The sequence below is a fragment of the Kushneria phosphatilytica genome, assembly GCF_008247605.1.
Classification (GTDB): Bacteria; Pseudomonadota; Gammaproteobacteria; order Pseudomonadales; family Halomonadaceae; genus Kushneria; species Kushneria phosphatilytica.
The window spans coordinates 22,903-39,925 of the sequence record NZ_CP043420.1; the positions used below are offsets into that span (position 1 = coordinate 22,903).

Annotated in this window: 15 protein-coding genes; 5 read left to right on the forward strand and 10 right to left on the reverse strand. The window is 62.0% G+C overall.

Annotation, left to right across the window (positions count from 1 at the left end):
- Positions 1 to 83: 83 nt before the first annotated feature.
- The 3 genes from FY550_RS00125 to glyQ are packed head-to-tail and all read right to left on the reverse strand — an operon-like array spanning position 84 to position 3,669.
- Complete coding sequence (locus tag FY550_RS00125; protein ID WP_070980306.1) at positions 84 to 632, reverse strand: GNAT family N-acetyltransferase; 549 nt, start codon at positions 630 to 632, stop codon at positions 84 to 86.
- Positions 629 to 2,707, reverse strand: a complete 2,079-nt coding sequence (gene glyS, locus FY550_RS00130) for a glycine--tRNA ligase subunit beta (protein WP_070980309.1) — start codon at positions 2,705 to 2,707, stop codon at positions 629 to 631. Before glyS ends, FY550_RS00125 begins: the two co-directional genes overlap by 4 nt.
- Positions 2,707 to 3,669 (reverse strand): glycine--tRNA ligase subunit alpha, encoded by a 963-nt coding sequence (glyQ, locus tag FY550_RS00135; RefSeq protein WP_149054268.1) that lies wholly within the window; start codon positions 3,667 to 3,669, stop codon positions 2,707 to 2,709. Before glyQ ends, glyS begins: the two co-directional genes overlap by 1 nt.
- Before the next feature lie 188 nt (positions 3,670 to 3,857).
- On the opposite strand from glyQ, the gene rfaD reads away from it, so the two are divergent.
- Both rfaD and waaF read left to right on the forward strand, forming a co-directional pair.
- Positions 3,858 to 4,811: an ADP-glyceromanno-heptose 6-epimerase gene (rfaD, locus tag FY550_RS00140; protein ID WP_070980311.1), complete on the forward strand. Its 954-nt coding sequence runs from the start codon at positions 3,858 to 3,860 to the stop codon at positions 4,809 to 4,811.
- Positions 4,804 to 5,841, forward strand: a complete 1,038-nt coding sequence (waaF, locus tag FY550_RS00145; protein ID WP_149054269.1) for a lipopolysaccharide heptosyltransferase II — start codon at positions 4,804 to 4,806, stop codon at positions 5,839 to 5,841. The genes rfaD and waaF overlap by 8 nt, the downstream gene beginning before the upstream one ends.
- 46 nt (positions 5,842 to 5,887) lie before the next feature.
- Here the strand turns inward: waaF and ddlA are convergent, their stop codons facing one another.
- The 5 genes from ddlA to FY550_RS00170 form a co-directional block, all read right to left on the reverse strand.
- Positions 5,888 to 6,994 (reverse strand): D-alanine--D-alanine ligase, encoded by a 1,107-nt coding sequence (gene ddlA, locus FY550_RS00150; protein WP_070980480.1) that lies wholly within the window; start codon positions 6,992 to 6,994, stop codon positions 5,888 to 5,890.
- A 107-nt stretch (positions 6,995 to 7,101) separates the two neighbouring features.
- Positions 7,102 to 8,136, reverse strand: coding sequence for a glycosyltransferase family 4 protein (locus FY550_RS00155; protein ID WP_149054678.1), 1,035 nt, complete (start codon positions 8,134 to 8,136; stop codon positions 7,102 to 7,104).
- 54 nt (positions 8,137 to 8,190) lie between these two features.
- Positions 8,191 to 9,000 (reverse strand): glycosyltransferase family 2 protein, encoded by an 810-nt coding sequence (locus tag FY550_RS00160; protein ID WP_070980313.1) that lies wholly within the window; start codon positions 8,998 to 9,000, stop codon positions 8,191 to 8,193.
- Between the two features lie 10 nt (positions 9,001 to 9,010).
- Positions 9,011 to 10,903, reverse strand: coding sequence for a DUF3413 domain-containing protein (locus FY550_RS00165; protein WP_084388209.1), 1,893 nt, complete (start codon positions 10,901 to 10,903; stop codon positions 9,011 to 9,013).
- A 10-nt stretch (positions 10,904 to 10,913) separates the two neighbouring features.
- Entirely contained in the window at positions 10,914 to 11,681 is a 768-nt protein-coding gene (locus FY550_RS00170; protein ID WP_325062970.1) for a 3-deoxy-D-manno-octulosonic acid kinase, read from the reverse strand.
- On the opposite strand from FY550_RS00170, the gene FY550_RS00175 reads away from it, so the two are divergent.
- From FY550_RS00175 to waaA, 3 genes are read left to right on the forward strand one after another with little or no spacing between them, the layout of a single operon-like run.
- Positions 11,641 to 12,738: a glycosyltransferase family 9 protein gene (locus tag FY550_RS00175; protein WP_149054270.1), complete on the forward strand. Its 1,098-nt coding sequence runs from the start codon at positions 11,641 to 11,643 to the stop codon at positions 12,736 to 12,738. The genes FY550_RS00170 and FY550_RS00175 overlap by 41 nt on opposite strands.
- Complete coding sequence (hldE, locus tag FY550_RS00180) at positions 12,735 to 14,165, forward strand: bifunctional D-glycero-beta-D-manno-heptose-7-phosphate kinase/D-glycero-beta-D-manno-heptose 1-phosphate adenylyltransferase HldE (RefSeq protein ID WP_149054271.1); 1,431 nt, start codon at positions 12,735 to 12,737, stop codon at positions 14,163 to 14,165. Before FY550_RS00175 ends, hldE begins: the two co-directional genes overlap by 4 nt.
- A 4-nt stretch (positions 14,166 to 14,169) precedes the next feature.
- The gene (gene waaA / locus FY550_RS00185) at positions 14,170 to 15,474 is read left to right on the forward strand and encodes a lipid IV(A) 3-deoxy-D-manno-octulosonic acid transferase (protein WP_233350238.1); all 1,305 of its coding nucleotides are present in this window, start codon (positions 14,170 to 14,172) and stop codon (positions 15,472 to 15,474) included.
- 10 nt (positions 15,475 to 15,484) lie between these two features.
- Here waaA and FY550_RS00190 read toward each other — a convergent pair whose 3' ends face one another.
- Both FY550_RS00190 and rpiA read right to left on the reverse strand, forming a co-directional pair.
- Positions 15,485 to 15,835, reverse strand: a complete 351-nt coding sequence (locus tag FY550_RS00190) for a hypothetical protein (protein WP_139148731.1) — start codon at positions 15,833 to 15,835, stop codon at positions 15,485 to 15,487.
- 321 nt (positions 15,836 to 16,156) lie between these two features.
- Positions 16,157 to 16,840, reverse strand: a complete 684-nt coding sequence (gene rpiA / locus FY550_RS00195; RefSeq protein ID WP_070980320.1) for a ribose-5-phosphate isomerase RpiA — start codon at positions 16,838 to 16,840, stop codon at positions 16,157 to 16,159.
- Positions 16,841 to 17,023 lie beyond the last annotated feature (183 nt).

Consider the following 17,023-nt stretch of genomic DNA (forward strand, 5'->3'; position numbering starts at 1 on the left):
TCAGGGAAGGATAGGACATATGGCAAAAGGACGTGGCGTGACAAGCAGTTGTTTCACATGAAACAACCGCTTGTGACCTCAACTCAATCGCCGGAAAGCGTTTTTTCCAGCACCGTGAACTGCAGGTCATCGCGTTTCGGTGTACCAAAGCGCGTGTCACCGTAGGGGAAGGGATGGCTTTCGCCGGTCTTTCGGTAGCCACGCCGCTCATACCAGGCAATCAGCTCATGGCGTACATCGATGACGGTCATGCGGATACGGTGCCGCTTCAGTTCATCACGACTGACACGCTCGGCCTCGGCCAGCAGGGCGCGCCCTGCACCGGCGCCCTGGCAGTCGGGAAGCACGGCAAACATGCCGAAATAGGCAGCCTTCTCGACGGCCTCCAGATGCGCACAGGCGACCAGCTCGCCGCTGCTGCGATCCTCGCCGATCAAAACCCGGCTATCAGGCCGGGCGAGATCGTCGGCGAGTACTTCCGGCACGATACGCGTGCCATCGAGCAGATCGGCCTCGGTGGTCCAGCCGGCTCGACTGGCCTCTCCCCGGTAGGCGGTGGTGACCAGCTCAACCAGCGCCGGAATATCCTCCGACGTGGCAGTGCGGAACTGTAGAAGCGGTACGCGGCTCATGAGACATCCAGCAGTGAAATGTCGGCAACGGCAAGGAAAAGCGCCTGCAAACGGGCCAGCAGGGCCAGTCGATTGCGTCGCAGCGCTTCGTCATCACTCATCACCATGACCTGATCGAAGAAAGTGTCGACCGGTTCCTTGAGTCCCGCCAGCGAATCCAGCGCCTGCTGATACTGCTGAGCTTCGATCAGTGGCGCCGTTTCCTGCTGTCTGCCTTCAAGTGCCTCGAACAGAGCGCGTTCGGCGTCATCGACCAGCCGGGAAGCATCGATGGCATCAGGGATATCGTCGCTCTGACGGGCGAGGATATTGGCCACACGCTTGTTGGCGGCGGCCAGTGCCTGAGCCTCGGGCCGATGGGTGAAGAGATGCACCGCACGCAGACGGCGCTCGAAGTCAAACGGTCGGGTGACCGGTCGAGCGCGCACGGCCAGATAGGTCTCGGTGGCCATGCCTTCACTGTCGGCCCAGGCGCGGAAGCGATCAAGCATGTAATCGAGTACTTCCTCGACCACCTGCTCAGGATGCTCGATGACGGCATGCCGATGAGCGGCCGCACTCAGCAACTGACGCAGATCGAGATCGAGCCGGGCACCGATCAGGATGGACAGCACGCCGATGGCTGCGCGGCGCAGGGCAAACGGGTCACGGGTACCCGAAGGTTTCTGGCCGATGCCGAAGATACCGGTCAGGGTGTCCAGTCGATCGGCCAGTGCCACGGCCAGGGCGGGGCCCTGCTCGGGAATCTCGTCCCCGGCGAAGCGTGGCAGGTACTGCTGGTGCAGTGCCCGGGCGACGGCTTCCGGTTCGCCATCAAAACGAGCGTAATGTGCTCCCATGATGCCCTGTAGTTCAGGGAACTCCAGCACCATTTCAGTGACCAGATCGCACTTGGCGAGATGGGCCGCACGGCGACTCTGCTCGATATCGAGTCCGCTCTGCTCGGCAATGGTCGCAGCCAGCTCGGTCACGCGCCGGGTCTTGTCGGCCAGGGTGCCCAGCTGCTGCTGAAAGACCACCTGTTCGAGCGCCTCGAAACGCTCGTCGAGACGCTGCTTGCGGTCGGTCTCGAAGAAAAAGGCGGCATCGGCCAGCCGGGGGCGGATCACGCGCTCATTGCCCTCGATGACCTGTTGCGGGTCATGGCTTTCGAGGTTGGCGATGGTGATGAAGGCCGGCAGCAGCTGGTCGTTGTCGCCCAGCAGGTGGAAGTATTTCTGATTGCCTTTCATCGACGAGATCAGGCATTCCGCCGGCACTTCGAGAAAGCGCTCATCGAAGCGACCGGTGAGTGCGACCGGCCATTCCACCAGGCCGGTGACTTCATCGAGCAGGGCTTCGTCGACCACGGCTGTGGCATCCAGCAGGGCGGCCTCGGCACGGACCTGCTCGAGAATCATGTTGCGCCGTCGTGGCAGATCGGCGATGACCCGGCCCGGGGATTCCAGGCGAGCAAGGTAGTCATCGGCGTGAGCGAGCTCGATCGGGTCCGGATGATGGAACCGATGGCCACGGGTGAAGCGGTCGGCCTTCACACCCAGCACTTCGGCGTCGATGACGTCGTTGCCATAAAGCAGCACCAGCCAGTGCACCGGCCGTGAGAATTCGACCCGGGAAGCGCCCCAGCGCATGCGTTTGGGCACCGGCAGGCTATCCACGGCGCTACGTACCATGGCAGGCAGCAGGGCCGCGGTCATTTCGCCTGCCTGGGTAAAGCGATGCCCCAGTCGTAGCCCCTTGTCGCTCTCGATATGGCTGAGCTGATCAACCTCGAGGCCCAGCGAGCGGGCAAAGCCGGTGGCAGCCCTGGTGGGCTGCCCCTCGGCATCGAAAGCCGCACTGACGGCCGGGCCGAGACGTTCGATATCGCGATCGGGCTGGCGATCGGCCAGGTGGGTAATGGTCACGGCCAGGCGGCGTGGGGTGGCGTGGGGGTGAATCTCACCGAAGCTGATGTCGGCCTCGATCAGCCCCTGGCGCAGACCACTGGCGAGCGCATCGGCCAGCGGCGCCAGGGCTTCCGGGGGCAGCTCTTCGCAGCCCAGTTCTACCAGCAGGGTATTGTCGGCTGCCATCAGCTCGCTTCCTTCTGACCGATCAGTTCATTGCGCAGCGCTTCGGGCGCCATGGGGAAACCGGCGGCCTCACGCGAGGCGTAGTAGGCCTGAGCCACGTTGCGGGCGAGGGTGCGCACACGCAGGATGTAGCGGGCGCGCTCGGTCACCGAAATGGCATGGCGGGCATCGAGCAGGTTGAAGGTGTGGGATGCCTTCAGCACCTTCTCATAGGCCGGCAGCGGCAGCCCCGCTTCCAGCAGGGTGGCGCAGTCACGCTCGCAATGCTCGAAGTCGGCCAGCAACGTGGGCACATCAGCGTGCTCGAAATTGTAGGCGGACTGTTCGCGTTCATTCTGCAGATAGACATCGCCATAGGTCACTTCGCTACCGTCCGGCCCGCGCGCCCAGATCAGATCGTAGACACTGTCGACGTTCTGCAGGTACATGGCGATGCGTTCCAGTCCGTAGGTCAGCTCGCCCATGACCGGATAGCACTCGATGCCGCCGGCCTGCTGAAAGTAGGTGAACTGGGTGACTTCCATGCCGTTGAGCCAGACCTCCCAGCCCAGCCCCCAGGCACCAAGGGTGGGAGATTCCCAGTTATCCTCGACAAAGCGTACATCGTGAACCAGCAGGTCCAGCCCGAGTCGTTCGAGCGACCCCAGATAGAGCGCCTGCAGATTCTCGGGGGAGGGCTTCATCACTACCTGGAACTGATAGTAGTGCTGCAGCCGGTTGGGATTCTCGCCATAGCGGCCGTCGGTCGGGCGGCGCGATGGCTGCACGTAGGCGGCATTCCAGCTTTCCGGGCCGATCGAGCGCAGGAAGGTGGCAGGGTGAAAGGTACCGGCGCCGACCTCCATGTCGAGCGGCTGCATGATCACGCATCCCTGCTCGGCCCAGTACTGCTGAAGGGCGAGAATCAGGCCCTGAAAGGTGCTCACGTCGGGCGTCGACGCGGTCGTCGCTTGAGCAGTCATCGAAAGGTACCGTTGGCCCATGAATTCATCGACCGGCAAGTATACAATCAGCGACCATTGGGTTATAGGGCCGCAGCCGGTGTCAGTGCGCCCGCGGGCCGGGGCAGCGTGTGCCGCATCGGCGGTGTTACGCTGTGTCGCTCCGCCATTGGCGGCCTTTCGGATACGGCAGTTGCAGGAGAGTATCAATGATCGTGGTCACAGGGGGTGCCGGTTTCATCGGCGCCAATATCGTCAGGGCACTCAACGAGCGCGGCCGCAGTGACATCATGGTCGTCGATGACCTGTCCGACGGACGTCGCTTCGTCAATCTTGCCGACTGCCGGATTGCCGATTATCTCGACAAGGATGATTTCCTGACCCGGATACGCCACGAGTCGCGGCTACCGGCCATCGAGGCGATCTTCCACGAGGGGGCCTGTTCGGATACCACCGAGTGGGATGGTCGTTACATGATGGCCAACAACTTCGAATACTCGAAGGTGTTGCTCGATTACTGCCAGGCCCATCAGATTCCCTTCCTGTATGCCTCGTCGGCGGCCGTTTATGGTGGCAGTGACGTGTTCAGCGAGGCTCCGGAACACGAGCGACCGCTCAACGTTTACGGGTACTCCAAGCTGGCCTTCGATCAGCACGTTCGTGCGCGCTGGGACCGGCTGACTACCCAGGTGGCCGGTTTCCGCTACTTCAACGTTTACGGCCCGCGTGAGCAGCACAAGGACAGCATGGCCAGCGTTGCCTACCACCATTACAGCCAGATGGAACGTGGCCAGAATCCGAAGTTGTTCGGCGCTCACGAGGGCTATGAGGCCGGCATGCAGAGCCGTGACTTTATCCACGTTGATGACGTGGTCGATGTCAATCTGTGGTTTCTCGAACATCCCGAGTGCTCGGGCATCTTCAACCTGGGGACCGGGCGCGCTGAACCCTTTCAGGCGATTGCCGATGCGGTCATCGAGTTTTATGGCCGAGGCCAGGTGGATTACATCGATTTCCCCGAGCACCTCAAGGGGCGTTATCAGAGCTTTACCCGAGCCGATATCAGCCGGCTGAGGGCCATCGGCTACGAGCGTGAGTTTCGCACGGTGCATACCGGCGTCACCGAATACCTGCAGTGGCTGACGCGCGCTGATCATGGGTGAGGCGGGTATTCTCTCTCCCTCGGCAGTACGTGGCGAACGTATTCTGGTTGTTGGACCCGCCTGGGTCGGCGATATGGTGATGGCGCAGAGCCTGTTCATGGTCCTGCGCCGGCGTGATCCCGAAGCGGTGATCGATGTCATCGGGCCGAAATGGTCGACGCCGATTCTCGAGCGCATGCCCGAAGTGCGCCGGTCCATTACCCTCGATGTCGGTCATGGCGATGTCGATCTGCTCTCCCGCTGGCGGCTGGGGCGCTCGCTGCAGGGGCAGTATGATCGTGCCATTGTCCTGCCCCGGTCCTGGAAGTCGGCGCTGGTGCCCTTTGCTGCCGGTGTGCCACACCGCACCGGGTTTACCGGCGAGCAGCGTTATGTGCTGCTCAACGACCGTCGGCAGCGCAATCGGGACGTGCTCGATCAGACCGTCAAGCGTTTCGTCGCGCTGGGCGTCCCCGCTGACGAGTCCGCACCACTGCCCCAGGTGCCGCATCCGCAGCTGACGCTGAATGCCGATAGTCAGCGCCGGTTGCTGAGCGAGCATGAGCTGCACCAGCCCCTGATCGGGCTGATGCCTGGTGCGGAGTATGGTCCTGCCAAGCAGTGGCCGCTTGCTTACTTTCGCCGTGTGGCGCAGCAGATGGTGGATCGTGGCTATCAGGTGGTCGTGCTGGGGGGGCCAAAGGATCGCCCGGCGGGTGACACCATCAGTGAGCGCCTCGCGGGGGTGGTCAATCTCTGTGGTCGGACCACGCTGGCGGATGCCGTGGATCTGCTGGGCTGCTGTGAACAGGTAGTGACCAACGATTCCGGCCTGATGCATGTCGCCGCCGCGGTGGGTACTCACTTACAGGCCATCTACGGCTCTTCCAGCCCACGCTATACGCCGCCACTGACCGGGCGGGCCGATATCCACTGGCTGGAACTCTCCTGCTCGCCCTGCTTCGAGCGCACCTGTCCGCTGGGGCACACCAACTGTCTTAATCAGCTGGACCCTGCCAGAGTGATTGCTCGCTTATCGTCCGAGTCCTGACATACGTGGCATGGCCGAACCCATCAGGGACGGCCATGTCGTCGGATCAGTCGTCGTGGCGTGAGCTTTTCAGCTGCATGTCCTGACCGTGACGCGCCAGCGCCAGATCGATCAGTCGCCCGACCAGTGCCGAATAACTCAGACCGCTGGCCTGCCACAGCTTGGGATACATGCTGATGCGGGTGAAGCCGGGCAGGGTGTTGACCTCATTGACGACCACCTGCCCCTGTGGCGTAAGAAAGACATCCACGCGTGCCAGCCCGGCGCACTCCAGCGTTTGAAAGGCGCGCACCGCGACCCGGCGAATCTCGTCACTGCTCGCCTGATCGATATCTGCCGGCACGGCGATGGTAGCGCCATCATCGCTGATGTACTTGGTGTCGTAGGAGTAGAAGCTGTCGCCGCTGACCACGATTTCGCCGCAGACGCTCGCCTCGGGCGTCTCGTTGCCGAGAATGGCGCATTCGATCTCTCGACCCTGCACCGCCGCTTCGACCAGTACCTTGTGATCGAACGACAGGGCCAGTTCGAGTGCCTGCGCAAGGCCTGCGGCGTCATCGACCCGACTCACGCCTACCGAAGAGCCCTGATTGGCCGGCTTGACGAACAGAGGGGTACCCAGCCGGGCGGCGAGGGCGTCGAAGTCGGCACGCTCGACATCATGGCGATGAAAGGTTGCGAAAGGCGCCACGTTAAGCCCGGCATCACGCAGCAGGCGCTTGGTCATGTCCTTGTCCATGCCCACGGCAGAGCCGAGCACGCCGGAGCCGACAAAGGGCAGATTGGCCGTTCGCAGCAGCCCCTGCAGTGAGCCATCCTCGCCCAGGGTGCCGTGGACGATGGGAAAAATGACATCGAGCTGATTGAGGTGGGTGGCCCGTTCGGGTTCGATCAGCTGCTCACGTTCGCGACCCGGTACCAGGGCGACGTCGCGCTGTGAACGATTGAGGGCAATGCGCGCCGGATCATCGGCATTGAGCAGGAAATCCGAGGCCTCGTTGATGTGCCACTGTCCCTGTTTGTCGATACCGATCAGGGTGACCTCGAAGCGTTCCCGGTCGAGTGCATCGACGATATTGCGGGCCGACTGCAGGGATACTTCGTGCTCGGCCGACTTGCCGCCGAAGATAACGCCGACTCTGATCCTGCCCATGGGGTGCTCCTTCTGATCGTACTGGCCATGATTGCGTGGGCGCATGATGCCATGTTCACCGGCCCCTGTCGGCTGCGACACCGCCCATGCAATGGCGGGTACGCCAATCAGGCTTTTGCGAGCAGCCGTTGATACAGCGTCAGGTAGGTCTCACCCATCGCTTCGGGCGTGAATTCGGCCAATCGCTGCCGGGCACCGCCCACCAGTCGGGTGCGGCGCGCCGGATCATGGCGCAGGTCCACGATGGCCTCGCTCAGGGCGCGGGCATCATCGGGGGGAATCAGGACGCCGCTGCGGCCATCGATAACGATATCGGGGATGCCATCGACCCGGCTGGCGATGATCGGCACGCCAGCATCCATGGCATCGAGCAGGGTCGAGCCCAGACCTTCGTTGCGTGAAGGAAAGACAAACAGATCGAAGGCGGCCAGATAGTCGCCCACGTGAGGCTGAAACCCCTCCCAGAGCACATTGTCGAGATCGCGACTCTCCTCGCGCAGTGCTTCACCATCCTCGCCCTCTCCGAGCAGAACGAACAGCAGATCAGGATGCTCATGGCGCAGTTGTCGGGCAGCCTCGATGATCAGGCGCTGCCCCTTGTGGCGATCGACCAGTGCGCCGACATGACCGACCACGAAGCGGCCGCTGAAACGCTCCTGCAGCGTCTCACCGATAACGGCATGGCGCGGCAGGTGGGAGAGGGCGCTGGGAATACGCTCGACCGGGCACCAGTGGCGTTCACGCAGATGGCTTTCGATCGGGGAAGAGATCGCCACCGCTGTCGCGGCATCGCCATAGGTACGGCGATTGAAGGGCTTGTCGCGTACCGGTTGAGGCACCCTGCGGGTGAGCAGATAGGGGGTCCGTCGCAGCTGACGATGCAGCCAGGCCCAGTGCACCGCCCGGGCCTCATGGGCATGTACCAGGTCGGCACGTCGCCCGCAAAAGTGGCCGGCCAGAGGGTGGGTCGTAGAAATGAAAGTGAGTGTTTGCAAACCGTTCAGCTCTTCGCGCATGGGCGAGTCAGGCCGGCAGACCAGACTCTGCTCGATGCCATGGGCGGCCAGTGCAAGGATCAGCAGCACGGTCTGGCGTTCGCCCCCGCGAAACCCCCGAGCGAGATTGACGTGTCGAATATGCAAGTGAGTACTCACCTTGTCTGCAGTGGCTGTAAGCGGCGCAGGCAGTGCCGCATGTTACCAGATGCGATCGAAATCCTCGGCGTCCCGGACCTTTGCGTCGCGCTGAAACTCCAGCAGCTTGGCATATTTCAGATAGGCATTGAGTGCCGCCGACAGCGCCACCGACAGCCCATCAACGCCGGCAGTGAACCCGCGCTGAAAGAGGTACTTGCGTACGAAGGCGTTACTACCATGCAACCAGGGTGAGCAAGCGTTCACTTTCTTTCCCTTGAGATACATGATCTTGGCGGCACGATTGGAGAAACGACCGCTGGCCTTGGTAAACAGTTCGCCAAGATTGGCAAAGGAGTAGTGTTCCAGATCGGCGTCAAGGTGGACTGCCTGTCCTGCCTGGACCGAAGCGTGCTGCCGGGTTTCGGAAAAGGCGGTGCGATCACGATCAAACAGGCGGATGCAGTAATCCGGGTACCAGCCACAGGCCCTGACCCAGCGCGAACCGATGAAGTTGCGGCGACGCAGGGCATAGCCGTCCGGCCCGTCTTCGGCAAGAACGAGTGCCCTGATGACGCTGACGGCCTGCTCGGTGAGTCGTTCGTCAGCGTCCAGCGAAAGTACCCAGCGATGGGCAGCATGACGAGGACCCACATTTTTCTGCAGGCCGTCACCGAGGTAGGGCTGATGGATCACCCGAGCGCCCATCGCCCGGGCGCGCTCGCAGGTATCGTCCGACGAGCCGGAGTCGACCACGATCAGTTCACTGCAGACCTGTGACAGCGAGGTCAGACAGCCCTCGATGTTGTCGGCTTCATCAAGCGTGATGACCACCCCGCTGATCGGCAGGGTGGTTTTTGGAGTGTCGTTCATGAGCGGCGTCTCATCGGAAGAACCGTTTCATGGACTGAACGGCATCAAAAACCGCCGGCGAGAAATCCTGCTCGGGCAGCGGGTTCATCTGCCGATCATAGACGGTCCAGTCCCCGCTCTGATCGATCTCGGTAATGCGATCCGATTCGATGATCCCGTACTCGGTATAGCTGCCGGCCTCGACCCAGTTACGGTCGATATTCTGACCCAGCAGATCCTGACCGAGACTGTAGTCGCCTGGTGGGTTGCTGCAGTTCAGGGCATGCGTCATCAGGGTTGGCGCCAGGCTGAAATGGCTGGTCCGACCGTTGTGGACTTCGTCAGGCACCCCCGGGCCGTGGATCACCAGCGGGACTCCGGTCTGCCAGCGAGTGAAGTTGCTGTTGTGGCCCCAGTAGTTGTGTCCTGAGTCGTTGAACTCCTGACCATGATCGGAAGTGAAGACCACGATCGTATTGTCCCACTCTCCGTGCGCCTTGAGATCCGCGATGACCTTGCCGATCAGGCGGTCATCATAGTGGGCAGCATTGCGGTGCAGATTGCGAATCGGGATCGGGTCGGTGTCCGGACCCAGACGTGCATACTCCATTTCCCGGGCCGAAGGCTGCCAGGGCATATCGGCATCCTGCGGTACGCTATAGCCATGGGGGGCATCGTAGAACAGGAAGCCGAACCAGGGCTTGTCAGGCCGGGTCTGGCGACGCTGCTGTTGCCAGTTCAGCCAGTCTTTGGTCATGTTGGCATCGCGGGCGGCCGGTGTGGCGCCTTCATGAGTACGCAGGCGCAGATCGGGCACCGAGGCGAAGGCGGTGCGATCAAGGCCGACGCCATCGAGACTGGCAGAAGAGAAAATACCCAGCGGATAGTCGTGTTGTTGCAGGGTGCGGATCAGCAGGCTGGGTGTCTGGGAGTTCTCCATGAACTGCCAGTAGTTGCCCGAAAGCCCGTAGAGCAGACTGAATGTGCCGGTGCGGGTGCCGTTGCCGCCACTGTAGTGATGAGTAAAGCGAGCGCCATCACGCGCGACCGAGAACATGTTGGGAGTTGTTTTGTCATCGAGCTCATCGAAGCGCCAGGAGTCGAGTAGCACGATCAGTACATTGGGCGCATCCGGCCCCGGCGAACAATTCAGTGGTGCCTTCGGCCAGTCGAGATTGGCGTTGTCATGATGGCCATCCATCTTCAGGCCCTGCTCGCGGGCGGCGCGCGGGTCCAGCCAGCCGTGCTTCTCCATGAATCCCTTGGCCGTCGCAGGGTAGAAAAGCGGATAGATGCTGGTCTGCTGGGTCACCGAGCGGTCGTAGCGTGCGTCACCAATGAGATGAATGACATGACTGGCGATGGCCATTACCAGCAGCACGATAAAACTCTTCCAGACCGGGAAGCGTACCTCGCGAGCGCGGGCAAAGAGTCGCCAGGCAAGCCATAGCTCGATCAGTGCAAGGCCGACGCCGACACCAATGGCAATCAGCCAGGAGTACAGCGAGAAGCTGAAGGTGTCGCCATTGCTGTCATGCAGGAACATCGCCAGCATGAAGCGGTTGATATGAAAACGGTACTGGGCAAATACCACGGTATCCAGTGCCAGCACCCACAGCCCGGCAGTGGCGATCACGGCGGCGGGCCAGATCATCCAGCGGCGGCGCAGGAACAGACTGAACAGGCCCATCGGCAGCCAGCCGAGCATGGCCAGCATACCGAAGTGGCCCAGCCAGGTGGTGATCAGAAATACCCAGCCCAGTCCGGTATCCGGCACATTGAGCCAGGGCAGGTAACGCAGCGCCACCAGCCAGACAATGACCAGATTGATCAGGGTGAAGAAGGCACTGGCGCGCAGCCGGAAGCTGCGCGAATCGTGCGATGTTCGGGGAGGTGTGCGCGAAGACGAGGTAGTGGATGCCATGAGCGAAGCTTCAGACCTGTTGCGTAGCCGTGGAGAATTCAGCGTGATATCCCTCGAGAATACCGGCCATCAGTGAGTCGGCACGCTCGGGAGCGAAACGTTGTAATGACCGCTGCAGGCGGTCGAGATTGCGCTGCTGCCAGCGCCCTTGTGCGCGCAGGCGACAGCGATCAAGATCGATAACCCATGCCTGTGGCTCGGGTGACTCGCTGATGAGCAGGTTGCGGGCATTGAGATCGACATGGTCGAGACCGGCGGCGTGACAGCGTCGAATGGCGCGCCCGGTCACCTCCAGCAACGCCGGGTTGACGTCAGGGGCATCGATCACGCTGGCCAGAGCCTGGGTGCCGATCAGGCGCTCGGTCATCAGCGCCCCTTCATACAGTCCACCGAAACGCCAGACACAGGCGCCAATCGGCCGGGGGACCGGCAGTTGAGCATCGTGTAGCGTGGCGGTCAGACAGCACTCGCGAAAGGGGCGGCTGCGCTCCACGCCCTGCCAGAAATAGCGCTGGCGCGAGAGATGAGCGATCAGACCGCCACGCCGATAGTGGCGTAGTACCCAGTTCTGGCCCGCATGAGCAATGAACAGGCTGGCGCCGCGGCCGGGGGCTTCACCGGTGACGGCATCCCTGTATCGCCAGTATTCACTCCGGAACCAGTCGGCGTTCATTTGTGGCGCCGATTCAGGGTCATATAGAATGTGCGCATTCGCTTTTCGGGACGTTGCCATCCGCATGAAGCATCCTCTGCCCGCCCACCCGGCACATCTTTGCATACTGCGCCTGTCCGCGCTGGGTGATGTCTGCAATCTGGTTCCTGCCGTGCGTGCGCTACAGCGTCAATGGCCCCAGGTGCGGATCACCTGGATTATCGGCCGGGGGGAGCACAGTTTACTGACCGGCCTCTCCGGGGTCGAGTTCGTGGTGTATGACAAGGACACCGGTCTGGCCGGTATGCGCCGCATCTGGCGAGAGCTGCGCGATGTGCGCTTCGATGCGCTGCTGCACATGCAGCAATCGATTCGCGCCAGCATGCTCTCGCTGGGTCTTCACGCCAATGTCCGGCTGGGCTTCGATCAGGCCCGCGCCAAGGACTGGCAGACCCTGTTTACCCAGCGTCAGCTCGACCCTCATCCACGGGCCCATGTACTGGAATCCTTCATGGATTTTGCCCGTGCCATGGGGGTCGAGGACACCCGGCTTGAATGGGATATTCCGCTCCCCGCCGAGGCAGTAGCCGAGGCCGAGCAGTGGATTGATGGCCGTCGCGTGCTGGTCATCAGTCCCTGTGCCAATCCTCGCCTGCGCAATTTCCGCAACTGGTCGGCCGCCGGCTATGCCGCCGTCATCGAGCATGCGTGGGCTCAGCATGGTCTGACGACCCTGTTGACCGGTGGAGGCAGCGCTCAGGAGCGTGAAATGGGCGCCGAGATACTGCGTCACTGCAGCACCGCCGAACCTGTCGATGCCATTGGGGCCACTTCGCTCAAGGGGCTGCTGGCCCTGATCGATCGTGCGGCGGCGGTTATTGCGCCCGATTCCGGCCCGGTGCACATGGCCAATGCCATGGGAACGCCGGTCGTCGGCCTCTATGCCACGACCAACCCCGAACGGGCGGCGCCATACTGCTGGCGTCAACACGTGGTCAACCGCTACCCCGATGCGGTAAGTACCTACATGCACAAATCCCCCGAGGCCATTGTCTGGGGGAGTCGGGTTCGTCATGCCGATGCCATGTCACTGATTACCTTCGAGGATGTAATCGGTGCACTCGATCGACTGATGGACGCCCCCGAACCCCTTGATGATGCTCGTCAGGAGGCTGGCTCATGAAGCTCGATCTTGCAGCGCTGGAGCGCGCTCGGGTACTGGTGGTGGGTGACGTGATGCTTGATCGCTACTGGCATGGGCCGACCTCTCGTATTTCTCCGGAGGCGCCGGTGCCGGTGGTCCGGGTGGATGAAACCGAGGATCGACCCGGCGGGGCGGCCAACGTGGCGCTCAATATCGCGGCCCTGGGGGCCCGGGTCGGACTGGTCGGACTGGTGGGCAATGACGACAATGCGGCCATTCTGCGCGAGCGACTCGCTGTCGTGGGCATCGAGAGCGATTTTCAGGTCAGCGAGACGGTACCCACCATTACCAAGCTGAGGGTGATGAGCCGCAATCAGCAGCTGATCCGGCTCGATTTCGAATCGCCGCTGGCTGATGTTGATACCACGCCACTGGAGGCGTGCGTGGAGCGTCAGCTCGAAGGTAGTGAGCTGATGATCGTCTCCGATTACGGCAAGGGCACGCTCTCGCGGGTGCAGGCGCTGATTGACGCCGGGCGCCGCGCCGGACGTCGGGTGCTGGTTGATCCCAAGGGGCGCGATTTTACCCGTTATCGTGGCGCCAGTGTTATCACCCCCAATCTGGCCGAGTTCGAAGCCGTGGTCGGTCCCTGCCCGGATGATGACACACTGGCAGCAAAGGGCGAGCAGCTGCGTCTCGAGCTGGGGCTTGAAGCGTTGCTGGTGACTCGTAGCGAACGGGGCATGACCCTGATCAGGGAAGGCCGCTCGCCGCTGCATCTGCCCACCCGAGCGCGCGAGGTATATGACGTCACCGGTGCCGGCGATACGGTTATCGGGATACTGGGCCTGGCGCTGGCAGCCGGGCACGACCTGGCCGAAGGTGTGGTGCTGGCCAACCTTGCCGCCGGGCTGGTGGTGGCCAAGCCGGGGACTGCCACACTCTCCGTAGCCGAGCTTTACAGCGCCTTGCAGAGCGATCATCTGGCCGAGTACGGCATAACCGGCGAGCGGGCCCTGATCGATGCGGTGCGCGCCGCTCAGGCCCGTGGTGAACGCGTGGTCATGACCAATGGCTGTTTCGATATCCTGCATGCCGGCCATGTCGCCTATCTCGAGCAGGCTGCGGCACTGGGCGATCGATTGATCGTGGCGGTCAATGATGATGCCTCGGTGGCTCGACTGAAGGGGGCCGGGCGGCCGATCAATCCGCTGGAGCGTCGTATGGCAGTGCTCTCCGGCCTGCGGGCCGTCGACTGGGTGGTTGCCTTCAGCGAGGACACACCACAGCGGCTGATCGAAACGGTCCTGCCTGATGTGCTGGTCAAGGGCGGTGACTATCAGCCCGAACAGATCGCCGGAGGAGAAGCCGTAAGACGCGCCGGTGGCGAGGTGCGAGTGCTCGGCTTCGAGGATGGCGTGTCGACCACGGCCATGATTGCTACCATTCTGGATCGGGAACGCTGATCGCGTGGGACGCAGACTTTACAGCACGACACTCTATGCGCTGATGCCGCTGATCTGGCAGCGGGTCTGGCGTGAATCGTTACCCGAACGCTCGCGACGTGAACGGCTCGGCCACATCCCTGACTATCGCGAGGAGCGTGTGCTCTGGGTACATGCTGCCTCGGTGGGTGAGGTCACCACGGCCCGTAGCCTGATCCGTTCACTGATTGATGATTATCCCGAACACCGGGTGGTGGTGACGACCATGACGGCCACCGGCGCAAGACAGCTGGTGACCCTGTTTGCCGATCTGGTGACCCATCACTTTCTGCCGCTGGATTTTCCCGGCGCTGCCCACCGCTTCATCGAGCGGTTACAGCCGGAACTGGGGCTGATTGTGGATACCGAGCTATGGCCCAATCTGATTCATGCTGCCAGTGATGCCGGTACCCCGCTGGCCGTGGTCAATGGACGTATCACGCCCAAAGCCTTCAGGCGTTATCGTCGCTTCGATGCCCTGATGCGCGAATCGCTGAGTCGGTTGGTCTGGGTGGGGGCCAAATCCGGTGAGGATGCCAAACGCTTTCGGACGCTGGGCGTGGAGGCGCGCAATCTGACCGTGACCGGCGCACTGAAATTCGATCTCGATATCGATGAAACCCGGCTCGGCGCTGGTGAGGCGCTGCGAGCCTCCTGGGGGGATCGACCGGTCTGGATTGCCGCTTCGACTCACGATGGGGAGGAGCAGGCCATCCTTGAAGCCCATCGCCAGGTGCTGAGTCAGCTTCCCGATGCGCTGCTGATTCTGGTGCCGCGTCACCCGCAGCGCTTCGATACCGTATACGAAACGTGTCTGGCCGAGGCCATGACCACGGTACGTCGCTCCCGACAGGAGGGTGTCAGGCCTGAAACGCAGGTCTATCTGGGTGACACCATGGGTGAGCTGATGCTGCTTTATGCCTGCGCTGACATGGCTTTTGTGGGCGGCAGCTGGCTTGAGGATGTGGGTGGGCACAACCTGCTCGAGCCCGCGGCCCTGGGCGTGCCGGTACTCAGCGGCCCCTGTCTGGAAAGCCTGCGCGAGGTCGCCGATGCCCTGGTCGTGGAGGAAGCCCGCCGGGAAGTGGCCGATGGCCATGCCCTTGGCAGGGTGCTGCTGGAACTGTTCGACAACCCGGCCGAGCGGGAGCGCCTGGGCACTGTAGCCCGCTCGCTCGTGGATGCTCATCGTGGCGCGCTGGCACTGACACGGCGTCATGTGGCGCGGCTGATAGAAGCCAGGCGTCTCGCTTACCTGATGGAAGAGGAGGGCGTTGAGCCGCCCTCCTGATACCTGCCGTTCAGCGGCCGTCTACCTGCTGCCAGCCGTGATGACGGCACTGAATACGAATGTGCTGCTCAAGCTGTGCCCGAATCTTCTTCAGAGACATGGTCTGCTGGGTAGGTGGGGCGCAGGGATCGTCCACCGGGCGATCAAAGCGCACCACGAAAACCTGACAGTTCTCGACATTGAGCCAGACGGAAATTTCGGTACGCCGGGTTGCGTGTGGCGAGGGGGCGAGCCGAAAGCGAACTTCCTGCTCGCGTGCCTGAATGCGCAGTGCTTCGGCTGGTAGCGGGGCCCGACACAGGGCATCGATGAGAGGGCCGGGGGCCGATCTGCCACGACTGGCATGACCGATGCCGAACAAGGCTCCGAAATCAAAGCGCTGGAGAAGGCGTAATGTGAGCGGAGTCTTTCCAGGGTGCACAGGCATATCCCAATGATGCGCTGGGCCAGGAGTGGCCGATTGATCGAAATCAGGCTGTTCATCGCTACAGCCTTTCGCACGTTCGGGCTTGGGCATGTTCCGGTTACCTGACAGAGGCTGAATGCTGGCATTCGCGGAAACCGTTGACCACTACGACGGGTTGCCGAGCGTGAGAAACGGTTAACTCAGGTTATCATGCATAAGTCTTAGCCATGATGACAAACCTGTTTCACGTGAAACAATCCTTGTCATTATCGGGCTTCAAAGCCTGACATGACGTTCAACGCCCAGTTCGGTCCCCAGTAACAGGGTGTCGGCACCACGATGAGCAAAAATGCCGTTGGTGACCAGGCCAGTGATGTCATTGAGTCGGGTTTCCATGGCGCCCGGGTCTTCAATCATGAGGCTGTGTAAATCGAGAATCTGATTGCCGTTATCCGTGATCACGCCTTCCCGATAAACCGGATCGAAACCGAGTAGAACTGTCTGGCGGGCAACATGTGAGCGCGCCATGGGGATCACCTCGATGGGAAGAGGGAAGGTGCCCAGCTGGGGGACACGTTTGGTCTGATCGGCAATACAGATGAAATGCTCGGAGCAGGCGGCCACGATCTTTTCCCGGGTCAGCGCTGCGCCGCCCCCCTTGATCATGCAAAAATCATCGTCGATCTCGTCGGCACCATCGATATACAGCGGCAGTGGTCCGACGCTGTTGAGGTCCAGTACCGTGATGCCATTGCGTCGTAGCCGCTCGGCAGACGCCTCCGAGCTGGCCACGGCCCCATCAAAGTAGTGACGGTAATCGCCCAGCAGATCGATGAAATGGTTGACCGTGGAACCCGAGCCCACGCCGAGTACGGTTTGCCGGTCGAGCTGCGCGCGAATCTCGTCGAGGGCCGCCTGGGCCACGGCGCGCTTCATTTCATCCTGATGGCGGGAAGTCATGGAAGAGATCTCCAGGGCGTCGAAGCGGGGTGTCGAAATGAACCTTTTGGTTCCTGCACGGCATTATAAGCAACCTGTCAGCGCCTGTAGACGCCGATGGGGCGCTTTGCCGACAATGAGTACGTTACAGCAGTGCATGTTTCACGTGAAACAGTAGCATCCTGCTCCGATCGATCCATCGAT